This is a genomic window from Arthrobacter sp. HMSC06H05, from assembly GCF_001807395.1.
Lineage (GTDB): Bacteria > Actinomycetota > Actinomycetes > Actinomycetales > Micrococcaceae > Pseudoglutamicibacter > Pseudoglutamicibacter albus.
Map to the genome: position 1 here is coordinate 26811 of NZ_KV788977.1, position 14551 is coordinate 41361.

Below are 14551 nucleotides of genomic sequence, written 5' to 3' on the forward strand. Positions count from 1 at the left end.
AAACGAAATCTAGGTGGAATGTCCAAAATTCGGGACTGATACCGCATTGATACGCAACTCTCAGCTAATTGTTATGTTTCTCTTGGCGTAGTCATGATCTACGATCAGATGCATCATGCCTCACCCCGTTTCCTCATCGCCTTCGGCGCGTCCGACCCCGGTTCCTCGTGAGATTAAAGTCCTCATCGCTGGGGCTCTGCTGATCGCTATTGGGTTTGGGCTGATCGCCCCGATTCTGCCGCAGTACGCCTCAAGTTTTGGGGTGAGCCACATGATGGCGGCGGCGATCGTTTCCGTGTTTGCCTTCACACGTTTGGGGTTTGCGCCTTTTGCCGGTGGGGTCTCTGAAAAGTTGGGTGAGCCGGGGGCGTATGTGCTCGGCGTGTTCATCGTTGCGATCTCAACGATTGCGTGTGGATTGGCCCCGAATTATTGGGTTCTGATTCTTGTTAGAGGCCTCGGTGGTATCGGCTCTGTCACGTTTACGGTTGCGGCTTCGAGTTTCATTGCCCGGACCTCTCCCCCAGATATCCGTGGCCGGGTCGCAAGCCTGTATGGTGGAGCGTTTTTGATCGGTAACGTGGCGGGCCCTTTGGTGGGTGGCTTGTTAGCTCCGTTGGGCTATCGTGTTCCGTTCTTCATCTACGGTGGCTCGTTGATCGCGGCTTCACTGGTTGTGTTTTATTTCCTGGTGAGCTCTCGCGGGCGGCGAGGCCAGCCGAGGGCTCGGCATCATCTGCCGCCGTATAGCCTCGCTGATGCTTTAGCTAACCCGAAGTATCGTGCCGCGTTAGTCTCTAATTTCGGTAACGGGTGGTGCTCTTTCGGTGTGCGGGTAGCTATTGTGCCTCTGTTCGCGGCTCAAGCGTTGGGTCTTGGGGCGTTATCTGTGGGTCTTGTTATGACCGGCTTCGCGGCCGGTAACGCTACAGCGTTGACGTTCAGCGGCCGCTGGTCTGACAGGGTCGGGCGGCGGCGTCCCATCATGATCGGGTTGAGCCTGGCTGGGCTGTGCACGGTAGCTACTGGCTTCTCCCCCAACGTCGCGGTGCTCGTGACTTTGTCAGCGTTGGCGGGTTTCGGGACTGGTATGTTCAATCCGGCCCAGCAGGCGAGCATCGCCGATATCGTGGGGCCGAAGCATCATGCGGGGCGCGTGATGTCTATATTCCAGATGGCGGCTGATCTTCCGGCTGTGATGGCGCCGTTGATCGCTGGTTGGATCGCGGACCAGTTCGGGTTCAGTTGGGCTTTCGTGCTCTCGGGCCTGATCATGGGTGCCGGTGTGATCGCGTGGGCTTTGGTCTCGCCTCGGCAGAACATCGAACACACCGAAGTGAGCCCGAGCAAACCCCGCTAGGCGGGTTCGTGATCCCCGGTCTCTGTGTCTTGTGCGATGCGCTGAGACACAACGCGGCTCACGCCGTCGCCTCTCATCGAGACCCCGTAGAGGGCATCGGCGATGTCCATCGTGTGTTTCTGGTGAGTGATGATGATCAGCTGGGAGGCCTGTTGTAGGTCTTTAAAGACCTCAAGCAGGCGCAGCAGGTTCCGCTCGTCGAGGGCGGCTTCGACCTCGTCCATGACATAGAACGGCGAGGGCCGTGCTTTGAAGATAGCGATCAGCATCGCGAGTGCCGTGAGTGAACGCTCCCCACCCGAGAGCAGCGACAACCGCTTGACTTTCTTACCTGCGGGGCGCGCTTCAACCTCGATACCGGTGCTCAGCATATCGCTCGGGTCCGTGAGTGTCAGCTTGCCTTCACCCCCCGGGAACAGCCGACTGAAGATCGCTGTGAACTCTCTCGCTGTGTCAGCGAACGCGTCAGCGAACACCGTCTTGACGTGTTGGTCTACTTCTTCAATGAGGTTCAGAAGCTCAGCACGGGTGTTGGTGAGGTCTTGGACCTGACCGACCAGATAGGAATGCCGTTCTTCAAGGGCCGCGAACTCTTCCAACGCCAACGGGTTGACTTTGCCTAAGGCCTGAAGGTCGCGTTCGGCCTGTTTGAGGCGTTTGAGCTGAGCTTCGCGGTCAAACGGCTCGCCGTCGATCGGGTTACCGTCTTCATCGACCTCTTGACGCAATTCCGCCCACGGATCAGAAGCGTCACTGAAATCCGATGGCACCGGAAGATGCGGCCCGAAGTGTTCAACCAGGTGGTCCGGAGTCATCGAAACCTCCGACAACGCCTTCTCTTCGAGTGCTTCGAAGCGGGCCTGCCGCTCTGCCTGATCGATCTCTGTCTTGTGCGCCTCGTCCCGCAGCTCGGAGAGGCGCGCTTGCGCCTTCGCTAGAGCTGCGCGCGCGGTCTCGAGTTGAGCGTTGCAGCGCCGCACCGCTTCCTCGGACTCTTCGACACGCACGTGAGCCGCCTCAACCGAGCGAGCCAGAAGCCGTTGCGCCGTACGAACACGCTCCGCGACTGTCTCCGCCTTCTTCGCTTGTGCGGCACGCCGGGCTGCACGCCGCTGCGCCTCCTCACGTGCGGCACGCTCAGCACGGGCCGCGCGACGCTGAGAATGCGCCCGGTCTCGAAGCTTACGGGCCTGTTCCTGGGCCTCCCGCAAGGCCAACCGCGCCTGAATCTCAGCTTCACGAGCCTGCGATGCGGCCTGAGCTAGACGGTCACGCTCAGCTGTCGAGGGTTCAGCTTCTTCCGGAACATCCTGGGCCACAGCCAAACGCTCGTTGAGCTCTTCAAGCCCCACACGCGCCTTCTCAACAGCGGCATCGGCAGCGACATACGCGTCCGCATGCCGCTGAACATCCGCATCGGCTTGAGCCGCAAGCGAAGACAACCGCTCAACACGCGACGCCGCGTTCCGGGACGCATCACTGGCCTGCCGCGCCGCTTCCTCGGCTGCTTTCCGCTCTGCTTGCGCGTTGTTCACGGCGGGTTGCGCGCGCTCAACCTCCGCCTCAGCCGCCTCACACGCCGCAACGGCTTCCGTGAGCTCTTCCCGAGCCGTCTCCAGCGAACGCACCCGCGCCAAAGCTCCCGCGCCATCGCCAGCACCGATCACCACACCAGCACGCGTCCACCGATGCCCCTCAACAGTCACCGCCGTGCACCCGGACTCAGCCACCACAGCGCGGGCTTCAGCATCCGAATCCACCAGAGCAGTCCTACCCAGCAGAGCCTCAACAAGCTGCTCATCCCCTGGCTTAGGGCTCACCACATCGGCGACACTACGCGCACCGGAAGGCAACACATCACCACGATGCTGCCCCACGGTATGTAGCAACGTCACCGACCCCTCGGCACCGGCAGCCGCAGCCTCCGCCACCTGCTCGAGCGTCACCTGCGCTGCAGCGACCCAGCCGTCCTCAGCGCCACCCAAAGCCGCTTTGACGGCGGCCTCAAAGCCCCGCTCGACCGTCAAGCGGTCACTCAACACATCCAACAGGGCGTCCTCGTACCCCTCAAGCAACGTGCCCGCCCCAGCATCCGGCTGGGTAGTCTCAGCCAAAACAGCTACCCGCGCTTCAAGCCCCGCCCGGCGTTGACGCGCCGTATTCAACGCATCACGCGCCGACTGCAACGCAGCTTTCGCCTCATCCAGCGCTCCTTGCGTTTCAGGCACACGCGCCAAAGGCGCCACCGTGGCCTCCCGCGCTTCATCAGCTTCCACCTGCGCCTCATCCATATGGCTCTTAGCCTCGGCACTTCGAACGCGTGCCGCATCGCGAGCCTCAACGGTACGCTGGCGCTCACCCACCGCAGATTCAAGCCTCTGCCGGGCAGTACCCACTTGCCCAGCAAGCCGCGCCAAACCCTCACGGCGATCCGCAACTGCCCGCAATAGAGCAGTCAACCGCTCATCTTCTGCACGCTGCTTCGACTCAGCCTCAGCGCGCTCACCACCGGCGGCCTCAAGCGCATCTTGTGCCTTCTCAACAGCCTCGTCCGCTTCATCGGCCTCGGCGTCGCTCGCCGCAGCGCGGCGCTCCAGAACATCCGGATCTTCACCTACCGACGAACGCTCAAGCGGCTGCCCCAAAAGCCGCTGCCGCTCCTCCGCGACCCGCAGCAAGCCCGTGTAGCGCTCGCTCAACTGGGACAACTCGTACCACGTCTCACGTGCTGAAGCCGCAGCCGGGGATGCCTTCGCAGCCTCAACTTCAGCCGCGGAAACCGTGCGAGTTGCGGCATCTACAGCGTCACTAGCCTGCCTCTGAGCTTCTTCCAGATCTGCCCTCTTCACGGAAGCTGACTCGGCTTCATCCAGCAGCTGCACCACATCGTGGGCCAGCAGGCGCGACTTAGCATCACGTAGCCGCGCCTGAACACCACGGGCACGCCGCGCCGTATCCGCCTGCCTGCCCAGCGGCTTCAACTGCCGCCCGATCTCCTTGACAAGATCATCTAATCGGCTCAGATTCGCCTGAGTTGAATCCAGCTTGCGCAGCGTTTTTTCTTTGCGACGCCGATGCTTCAGAATCCCCGCGGCTTCCTCGATGAAACCGCGGCGCTCCTCAGCGCTGGCCTGCAGGATCTTATCGAGCTGCCCCTGCCCCACGATCACGTGCATCTCACGACCCAAACCGGAATCGGAGAGCAACTCCTGAATATCGAGCAAACGCACCGGGGAACCGTTGATCGCATACTCGGAACCACCTGAGCGGAACAAGGTTCTAGAGATCGTGACTTCCGTGTATTCGATCGGTAACGCGCCATCCGAGTTATCGATCGTCAACGTCACGTGTGCCCGGCCCAACGCTTGGCGGGAACTCGTGCCGGCGAAGATCACGTCATCCATGCTCCCGCCACGCAACGTCTTAGCGCCCTGCTCACCCATGACCCACGCGAGCGCATCGACAACATTCGACTTACCTGACCCGTTGGGGCCCACCACGGCTGTGATGCCGGGTTCGAAGTCGAAGCTGGTCGCGGAAGCAAATGACTTAAATCCGCGAACCGTCAGGGATTTCAAATACATGGTGATTTCTATTATGTAACGCACACGCTAAGAAACCGGGGATTTTCCCCTTTCCTGTGCTCAGGTGTTCAGAGTCCGCGTGGGCGGCGTTGGCACCAGCTACACCGGAACGATGAGCGCCCGCCCCACGGCTCACGCACAATCATGCCTGGCTTGCCGTTGTTGGCACACCGCGGGCAGGGTTGGCCGGCTCGCCCGTAGGCGTTGAGGGAACGGTCGAAATAGCCGCTAGCGCCGTTGACGTTGACATAGAGAGAATCGAAGCTCGTCCCACCGGCTTCCAACGCACTGAGCATCACGGCGCGCAACGCCTCCAGCAAAGCCTCGATCTCCGCTAGAGGCAGACGCGATACCGGAGTCTCATAGTGCCTCTTGACCCGCCACAACGCCTCATCCGCATAGATGTTGCCCACCCCGGAGACCACGGACTGATCCATGAGTGCGTTCTTGATCCCGGTGCGTTTGTTGCGCCACTGCTTCCGCAAGCTACGAGCGTTGGTCAGGGGGTCTAGGACATCGCGCCCGATGTGGTGTGCGGCGTGCGGGATCAGGTGGGCTTGGTCTCCTACCCCACCAGGGCCGTGGTCCGGTGTCGGTACAAGCTCGGAGATCCACATCCCGCCGAAGATCCGCTGGTCTATGAAGCGCAGCTCGGTAGGTGCGCCGTCGCGTTCCGAAAGAGAGAAACGCACCTTGAGGTGCTTCTCCCACGGCTGTTCGGCGTCCTCGACGAGCATCTGCCCAGACATACCCAAATGAGCCATGAGAGCGAAGGCAGGCTCCGCGCCAAATTCGTGCCCCGCATCGGACCCTAGCTCAGGGGCGAGCGTGAGCCACAGGAACTTGCCGCGACGCACCGCCGCCGTGATGGTCATTGACGTTGCCACGGAAATGAAGGCGCCAGGACCACCGACCTGACGGCGAACTGAACGCGGGTCGTGGACCTCTACGTGTTCGATCCGCCGCCCAACAACCCAATCCGTCAAACCACGGCGGACAACCTCAACTTCAGGCAGTTCAGGCATCAGGCGGAGGTTTTGTGCCCAGGTGAGAGGGGATCTGAATCGATCACGCCCATCGCGATCAAGTCCCCCACGAGCATCTTCCAGGATGCTCCAGCAGCGATCTTCTCGGCGTCCTTCTTGGAGGTCGCGGTGCCGTTCGCATAGCGTTTATCGCCAATCAAGAGCCGCGCAGTATAGGTGTGGGCGTGGTCCGGCCCTTCGCTGGTGATGTCATAGACAACCTCACCTAGATCGTGTTGGCTCGCGATCTGCCGGATCAACGTCTTCCAGTCTGTGCTGCGGCGAATCGTTTCCTCATCGTCAATCAGCGGAAGCACGTTCTCGGCGATGATCCGTTTCACAGCGTCCAATCCGTGTTTCAAAAACACGGCTCCCAGGAGCGCTTCCATCGTGTCAGCCAAGATCGAATCTTTATCTTGACCGTTAGACTGCTGCTCGCCTTTACCGAGCCGGATGTGCGGCCCAACGCCAAGCGCACGAGCGACCTGGGCGAGCGTCTGGGTAGAGACCAAACGTGCACGTAACGCCGTCAGTTGACTCTCTGAAACCGTCGGGTACTGCTCAAAAATGAACGTGGTAACACAAAACCCGAGCACCGAATCCCCTAAGAACTCGAGGCGCTCGTTATGTTCACCATCGTGCTCATAGGCCCACGAGCGGTGCGTCAACGCTAAACGAAGCGTCTCGGGGTCTAAAAAGACCCCGAGACGCTTCGAAAGCTCAGTTGCTTTAGCCACAGACAACTTAGGCGTCAGCTACCTTACGTCCCTTGTACTCAAGGAACAGCTCGGTGCCTGCCGAGTCGGTGACCATCTTCGCCTGGTGAGGCAGGCTGTACGTCACGCGACCGTTTTCAACGGTCTTCACCAGAGTTGGCGCAGTGGCCTTCCACTGAGCGCGGCGGTTGCGTGTATTCGCACGGGACATCTTCCGCTTTGGAACAGCCACGGCTTGTCTCTCTTCCTTGTTGCTGGTCAGTTTTGGACGGTGAGCGTCCAGAGTCAAAATCTATGTCGGCTTCACCTGCCCGGGTATCCGGGACTAGGATCTCAGCCTTATGTGTGCTCCTGGGGCGCTTCCTCACCCAAGGTGCTCAACCCACGCAGTGCCTCCCAACGGGGATCCACTATCTCGTGGTGATGTTCCGGCTCGTCTTCGAGTCGAACCCCACACTGATCGCACAAACCCATGCAGTCTTCATCGCACAGTGGTTGGAACGGTAGTTCACCAACCACGGCGGTGCGAAGCAGTGGCTCCAGGTCTACTTTGTCCTCGACGATCACGTGTGTTTCCGTCTCGTCATCCGAATCAAGCTGCTGTTCCGGGTGGAAAAACAGTTCCTGGAAGTGCGCATCATATGTGTAGGAAATGGGGTCCAGACAACGGCCACACTCGCCCTTAATCGGCAAGGTTGCTTGCCCGGTCACCAATACACCTTCGTGTACGCCTTCGAACCGTAGTTCCACTGGAACGCGCGAGCCGGGCTCTACGCCAATCAGCGGAACTTTCAGGTCTTCAGGCGCCGGAAGCGTCTTCTGCTCCTCATGCATCGAACCGACCTTCCGGGCGATCTCATGCACGTCGAAGACCCAGGCTGATGCTGAAGGCGTGTTCAACGCCTCAGTGCTCATCTACCTAACTCCTTCTGTGAGCAGAACACATGCGACATTCCATCTTAGCTGATTCACCGTCGCGTCTCCAATCAACTCCAGTTGGCGTGGCGCAACCCACATGCGAACATCCGTGAGCACAGGCCTGTTGTGCTCAGTAGAGTTCATCGACGACGCGCTCGGCTGCATGCCCGTCGTCTTGCGGTGCGAAGCGTTCGATGAAGCGGGTGCGTAGCTCTTGGTCGATCCCCTTCTCGAGGTGCTCATTCACCGTGGCCCACAGCTCTGCTTCGTCTTGGACGATCGGACCTGGAAGGTCTTTCATGTAGTCGAGGTAGAACCCACGCAGGTTCTGCTGGTAGTCCTCGAGGTCGTATGCGAAGAAGACGATCGGATACCGCAACACTGCGGCGTCGAAGAACACTGAAGAATAGTCAGTAATCAGGGCATCGGATGCGAGGAACAGCTCCTGGATATCCGAATATGAGGAGACGTCCTTGACCCGGTCACGCAAGTGCTCAGGGATCTGAATGCGGCTTGCGATGAGGCTGTGCATGCGCAGCAGAAGAACCGTGTCATCCGGCATCTGTTGCGCGAAGGTCTCCAGATCGAACGGAAGCTGGAAGGCTAGCTTGCCGCGCGCGTTCTTCTGGTTATCGCGGAAGGTCGGTGCATACAGGATTGCGCGTTGCTCCCCCAACCCCAATTGGGCTCGGGTGTGTTCGCGGATGGCTGGCGCCTCGTCTGAGGCGAGGATGTCGTTACGTGGATAACCGAGCTCAACGATAGGCCCGTTGAAACCAAACGCGGACCGGAACGCGGCACTCGCATACGGGCTCGGCGATAGTAAGTGGGTCCACTGCCGCACACCCGCCTGGGCGCGCTCAAGGTATCCCTCGCTTTGTTCTTGCTTTCCAGCGGCATCGAGCTGCATGTGTTTGAGCGGTGTCCCGTGCCAGGTCTGTACAAAACGCACCTTTGCCGGACGCTTCAGATACGAAGGCGCTGACTGGTTCATAGTCCATATCTGGGCACGCGCTAAGGCGGCGTAGTATTCAGGGCTCAACCGTTGAACAACTTCCGTGTTCGGGTCGGTGAAAACGTGCGGGCCGTTATAGATCCAGACTTTAGGGCGCGTGTCTCCGCGCCGGAGGAGCTCTTCATAGATGTATCGCGGCGAGTCCGCATACTGTTTACCCAGCCCAGATTCGAAGACGAGGCTTTCGCGTTTGCCAGGCATAACGGAGGCCGCTTTATAGAAAGCCCGCATGGATTTCCAGTACCAGCGGCTACGGCGGAAACGGCGTACCACCAACGGCATCGCGTCTTTCCATGGCGAGCCTGAGCCTACGATGGTGTGCTCCGGCCCGGTGATGACCGCCTTGAAAACCCGTTCACAGTTACGTGTATCACGGTGCGTCATGAAGCTGCGGCTACGCGCACGCAACTCTTCGGTCTGTTCGAACCCGGACGCAGCACAGCTGCGAAGCCGCTCTACAACATCGTTGGCGGTGAACTCGATGTAGCCTGGGAGTTCCGCGTCCAAATCAAGGTGGGAGCCGTTTCGGCCAAGGAAACGCCCCCGGTCGAATTGGAAATAGATCACAGGCCTGCCGAGGAAGCTGAAGTCGAATGCAACCGAGGAATAGTCGGTGATCAAGAGCTGAGATTCTTGCATGAGGCACTGAACGTCTTCTTCACCGGGGAAGATCACCGTGACAGGCAGGTCTTCGAAGTGGTGGGCGAAACGCTGCATATTCGTGTGCAGATATAGCTTGACGTCGAGCCCGTTTTCACGAACGACGCGGGCGAAGCCATCGCTGGAGAGCACCTGGTGCCACTGTTGGAAATATTCGGAGGCGAGGAAGCCTTCCTCGTCACGGATCCAGTCCCGCCACGTCGGCATCACCACAACCTGGCCGCGCCGCGGCTCAACACTCTCCCCCAACAGGGAATCGAAACGTGGAAGGCCAGTGACAACAACCTGGTCGGCCTTGTATCCCAGGTCATTCATCACGATCTCGCGTTCTTTCTCTGAGGAGACAAAGAACTGGTCCACGTTGAACTGGGGGGCGTTCTTGCCGTACGTGGACGTCATGCGCTTCACTCCGAGCACGCCGTGCTGCAGGAATACCCGGGTTCCACGCAGCCGCGCTTTGAACGAAGGCGCGTAGGTTGGCATCAGGAAATCGGGGTGGTGCGTTCCAATGAATTTGCTCGCTTGGAGCGCTTTCTCAAAATGGGAATAGGTCCCGCTCAACACCACGTTGGGCTCGCCGGAGAATTTCTCGATATCCGGCGAATCCTTGTCGATCACGTAGTACGCGTTGATCTGCGGATGCTTGCGCCTGAGCCACGTGAAGAAACGGTAGCCGTTGTCTCCTGCTCGCCACGGCTGTTCACCGATGAGCCACACATCGGCTTGCGGATCGACCTTCCGGGTGCCAGTCAGCAACGGTTTGACTGAAAGCTCGAAGCATTCGATATGGAAAGACAAAGCCTTAGCTTTGAACGTGAAGTATGGGCTCACGCAAGCGATGCGACCCCTACTTTCTAGGATCCCGCCGCGTGCTGCCACGCGAGACTCGATCGGCACACGCGAGACACGGCGAGTATGCACAACGCCTTCGGTGTCATAGAACTCGACTACCGCATCGAACGGTTCCGAGTTGCTGAAGCTGTCCCACATGAGGGGGTTGATCGGAACACGCACGTCATACCGGTAGCGTCGACGTCCGAAATCGGTTTGAGTCCAGCCACGGTCAAGTTCCAAGCGCATACGGGATTCAAAACGCGTACCAGTCTCACGTCCCACCACAACGAATCGCGGCTGCGTCACGTTGCCTTGTGCTGAAGCAACACGACCTTTGACATGAATGCCGTTGCTTTGGACGCAAACATCGTCAGCGTAGATCAACGCGTGCAGAGCCGGTGGCGTGTTGACGTCGATGCGCACGTTGCCACGCGTTGTAATCAGCGGCGTCACGGTGTGACCGTTGACGTGGCGGCGAGGGAACGCTGAAGCCTCCGTTTTGCTCGCGCGGCCAGCCCATTGAATCCACTGCATACCGGCGGTGTGCTCTAGTTCAGTCTCGTGAACAACATGGTCGCCTAAGACAACGCTGCTGCTGGCGCCGACCGGGCGTTCTTCGCTGGGCTCCAGCAACCAGCCAAGCTGCAGCTTCCATCCCTCGTCCTCGCCATCCTCAGGTGTGCTCTCATCACCGTCGATGTCCTCAGTCGCGATCGTGAGGTTGGCTAGAGCGTTGGTGATCACGCGGTAGTCTGCCGTGGCTGTATAGGCATCAGTCCGAGACTCAACCGTTGCCTGCTCAACGTCGAATCGCGCCACGACGTGCTCCGCTGCCACAGCAACCAGGGCAACCGGCTTTTGCTTGAACCCATAAGCGGTCAGAATCAAGCCGAGGGCATCCGGACTCACAGCTAGGTATTCACTACCTGCACGCGGTTTGACGGCACGACGGCGCCGCAGAGCACCGCGGGTGAGGTTCACTGAGCGCATCGCGGAGCGAACCACGTTGCTTTTAGCTTTATTCAGAATGCCCTTGGGGTCCACTTGCTGAGAGTTCCTTTACCATTGCTATGCACAAGCTCCACCGCTATATTAGCGACGGTTTTCACATAGGAGCGCTCGGCTCGACACGTCGCTTGTGTTTTGAGGGGTTGCGCTGCGGTTACGTGCCAGGGTTTCTAGTACCCAAACGCAAGCCGGTTCACATTCAGGTGGTTTCCCACGGGCAGGCCCACGGCCACATGGCCTCAAGCGTTTTCCGTAACGCCTTGCTGTTGCCAGCGCTCATGGTTTTAACCTGGTTGAAGCAGTTGACCAAACGTCCGTAGCCCTGCTCCGCCGAACCATTCTGTGCAGCAGTTCTTTCTCGCAGTAGCCCGCCTAAGCGGCGCACCGCATCGTTCTGCCCCACATCGATGTAGGAATACGACAACGCTGATGGAACCGCGCGCCCCGTAGCGACCGCATAGCTGAGCAACAGCGAGGAAGCGAAAGAGACATCCGCAGGGTTTCTAAACCGATGCGAACGCGTTTGTGAAATATGTTCCTCGATGGCCTCTTCTAGCTCATAGGCAACGCTTCTGAGCTGAGCGTGGGGTACGTGTTTATAGCGGCGATCCATGATCGTACCTGTCAGTTGCATCAACAATTCGCGGTTCTTACGTGCTGAATCCATGACCGGTAGGTCACCGTGAATGCCCTGTCCGCTCAGTGAAACACGCATCTGGCCAGCAGGGGTGAAGAAGTCCTCCGGGGTGCTCGGCGCACCCAAGATCACATCGTCGTTGAAGTACAAGTAATGCTCCGATAGTCCTGGGATGCGGTGCAGGGCTGACTCGATGACGTGCGAGTTGAACGTCGGTAGCACGTTGTGGGGCAGAATCTCACGGTGGTCTACGATGCTGACGCCGGTTCCGCCCGCTTGTCCGGCAGACTGATCGAGCCACGCCGGAACCTGTTGATCGGTCACAATAAAGATGTGCCTGATCCACGGCGCATACGCCGCGATGCCACGCAGGCATGCCCGCAGCTCGTTGTTATCACTGAAGCGGGCCTCGACGTTCGAACTTTCACGTGCCGATTGCCCCGGCTGAAATGCGCTCTTACGTTGCACCCATTCAGGATCAGAACCATCGACCCACGTGATGACCGCATCCACAGGCTCGTTGAAGAACATCGTGCCTGTGACGCCCTGACCAGGCTCGCCCGCGCATATCAACGGTTGCGCCGCCGGATGAATCGCGCGCCCGTTGCTGGCGATCACCCGCCAAGCGGCTTGAGCTTCCGGCGGGACAAACCGGCGCGGAGCCCGGAGAAGCTTGAGCCCTGCCGGCGGATTCGCAACTGAGAGTTCGTTGCCGCCAACGTCTGGCTCCTCTATCCACAGAACCGCCCTGCCTCGGAAAGTGGAGCGCTCAGTAACCGGTAAACGGGTAGCTACCTCATCGGAGATACCCCCGGCATAGGAGGCCCACACCCTACCGGGCGTGAGGCCCATCGATGCGTGGCACTGCTGCAACCGACGCAACGCATAGGCGAAACGGATGGAGAAAAAGGCGTCTTTGACCGGCAACCTACTCACGATCTCTAACGTCTGCCTTAAGTGGAGAGTACTGAAGCGAGCCCGAGCGTATCCACGAGCGCTCGGTCCCGAGTGATGAGGATATCCCAGCAAGCATCAACGAAACGCCTCCGCTGAGCCCCGGGAGTGACATCACCAAAATAATAGGCCGCGCATCGGCGCCGTTGAGCGACAGACTCCTCGCGCTCGGCAACTTTCAGAAGCTCACAGATCCCGCCATCGCGCGCACCCGCTTGCCCAGAAGCTTTGGCTTGACGCGGATCCAAGACAACTAACGACTCCAGGATGCCGCCGCTGACTCGTTCAGCCTGCTCGTGTTCAGGCGCGATCACCACGGTCGGCTTGTCAGCCGCCAGCGCTTCAAAGGCCATCGCGGAAACATCGAGCACCGCATAGTCAGCTACATCCCATTGCCAGCCAAGGCCCGGCTGGTCATCGACCACATGCTCAGCACCAGCCCGATGCAAGGTCTGCCGGATCGCGCGATCCGCCGCAGCATGCAGCGACGAGTTCTTCCCCGTCTGCGGGTGCGGCCGGTAAATGAGTCGATACCCGGCATCCACAAGATCCTCGACCACGGCGGAACCGCATGAAACCAGGGAGGAATACGACATCTCAGCCCGGTCGCCCTCCCATGTGGGGGCATAGAAAACCGTCTTCTTCGCAGTTTCCGGCACACTCGCTGGAGGCGGGTCCGGGAAGTCCATCTGCGGACGCCCCACCTCATATAGGGCAACGCGATCCAGCCCCACAAGCCGGGCGGCAAGGCGGTCACGTGCTCCTTGACCCGCGATGAGGGCAGCATCGTAGGCCCTCAACTGGTTCGAGACCATCGACGCTTTATCTGATTCGCCATGCCCTACATGCACGTGCGCGGGGATTTGAGCGGCCATCGCCTGAAAATTCAACGTGTTGTTGTTGGCATACAGCGCAACACGCACACTCGGCTTGTTGAGGGCCTCGATGACCTCGGCCATCCCCCACGCCAAAACAACGGGCACTTTCGCGATATCGGCGCACTGTTGCATCACGCGTGGATCACGAACGATGATCGCAGCACCAGGCACGCCCTGCTCACGCAGATGCTCATCAAGAGCATTGAGGGGCCGCACCCACTGCCGCATCTGATACGTAGTGAGCGGGCCACCCGCATGAACCAACGCCACTGAATATTCGGCGTCAGTTGAGGAAGCGAATCGCCGCGCCGCTGCCCGCTTAGCAAGCTGGTCGTTGAGGGCTTTCAGCCCAGCACTGCCCAGCGAAAAGCTCCTACCTGCAATACGCCGCACTTTCAGCACCGCATCGAGCGGCGAAACGCCTCGTGGCATTAGCCAAGCTCCTCAACAATGCGCGAGAGCGTGTCGAGGGATTCCTTGAGTTCGTTGACCTTGCGGGCATCGAAACTCGAAAGGATGCGCTTGAGTTCGGTCGTTGAGATGCCGTCCGTACGAGGAAGATAGATCACCTCAACGATGTCCTCGAGGTCATCGAACTTACCTTTCCAGTCCTCACCGATCGCGAACGCGTCAACGTTGTGCTTCTCGATGTCGCTACGCTTCTGGTCCCAGTTCTCTTCCGGGATCGCTTCATCCACGTAACGGATCGAACGGACGATCTCGATCCGCTGTTCGAAAGGAACAATCGGCTTCTTACCCTTGATCTGATTGAACTCATCCGTTGAAACACCCACGATAAGGCGGTCGCACTGCTCTTTCAGGCGGCGCAGAATGTTCAGATGCCCGATGTGGAAAAGGTCAAACGTCCCATACGTGATGATGGTGCGTGCCACAGGTCCTCCTGGTGAAGACTTAGAAGAATATGAGAAACGTCCAAACAGAAGATGGACGCAGGGTTAACT

10 protein-coding genes are annotated in these 14551 nt (G+C 59.5%); 1 reads left to right on the top strand and 9 read right to left on the bottom strand.

Translation table 11 applies throughout. The features are described 5' to 3' along the window. The first annotated feature begins 115 nt into the window (after positions 1-115). Positions 116-1360 (top strand): MFS transporter, encoded by a 1245-nt coding sequence (locus HMPREF3160_RS02730; RefSeq protein WP_070506971.1) that lies wholly within the window; start codon positions 116-118, stop codon positions 1358-1360. Here HMPREF3160_RS02730 and smc read toward each other — a convergent pair. From smc to HMPREF3160_RS02775, 9 genes are all read right to left on the bottom strand, one after another. Then, a complete protein-coding gene (gene smc, locus HMPREF3160_RS02735; protein ID WP_070506974.1) occupies positions 1357-4944 on the bottom strand; it encodes a chromosome segregation protein SMC in 3588 nt (1195 codons plus the stop codon). The genes HMPREF3160_RS02730 and smc overlap by 4 nt on opposite strands. A gap of 68 nt (positions 4945-5012) precedes the next feature. Beyond that, positions 5013-5969, bottom strand: a complete 957-nt coding sequence (gene mutM / locus HMPREF3160_RS02740) for a bifunctional DNA-formamidopyrimidine glycosylase/DNA-(apurinic or apyrimidinic site) lyase (protein WP_070506977.1) — start codon at positions 5967-5969, stop codon at positions 5013-5015. Beyond that, the gene (rnc, locus tag HMPREF3160_RS02745) at positions 5969-6706 is read right to left on the bottom strand and encodes a ribonuclease III (protein ID WP_070507176.1); all 738 of its coding nucleotides are present in this window, start codon (positions 6704-6706) and stop codon (positions 5969-5971) included. Before rnc ends, mutM begins: the two co-directional genes overlap by 1 nt. A gap of 7 nt (positions 6707-6713) precedes the next feature. After that, a complete protein-coding gene (gene rpmF, locus HMPREF3160_RS02750) occupies positions 6714-6917 on the bottom strand; it encodes a 50S ribosomal protein L32 (protein ID WP_035757176.1) in 204 nt (67 codons plus the stop codon). A gap of 107 nt (positions 6918-7024) precedes the next feature. Further along, positions 7025-7600, bottom strand: a complete 576-nt coding sequence (locus tag HMPREF3160_RS02755) for a YceD family protein (RefSeq protein ID WP_070506980.1) — start codon at positions 7598-7600, stop codon at positions 7025-7027. A gap of 133 nt (positions 7601-7733) precedes the next feature. Continuing rightward, complete coding sequence (locus HMPREF3160_RS02760; protein ID WP_070506983.1) at positions 7734-11156, bottom strand: CDP-glycerol glycerophosphotransferase family protein; 3423 nt, start codon at positions 11154-11156, stop codon at positions 7734-7736. Positions 11157-11319: 163 nt separating this feature from the next. After that, positions 11320-12693, bottom strand: coding sequence for a Stealth CR1 domain-containing protein (locus HMPREF3160_RS02765; protein WP_141739800.1), 1374 nt, complete (start codon positions 12691-12693; stop codon positions 11320-11322). Between the two features lie 17 nt (positions 12694-12710). Then, positions 12711-14021: a CDP-glycerol glycerophosphotransferase family protein gene (locus HMPREF3160_RS02770; protein WP_070506987.1), complete on the bottom strand. Its 1311-nt coding sequence runs from the start codon at positions 14019-14021 to the stop codon at positions 12711-12713. Continuing rightward, on the bottom strand, positions 14021-14482 hold the full coding sequence (locus HMPREF3160_RS02775; protein WP_070506989.1) for an FAD synthase family protein: 462 nt from the start codon (positions 14480-14482) through the stop codon (positions 14021-14023). The genes HMPREF3160_RS02770 and HMPREF3160_RS02775 overlap by 1 nt, the downstream gene beginning before the upstream one ends. Positions 14483-14551 lie beyond the last annotated feature (69 nt).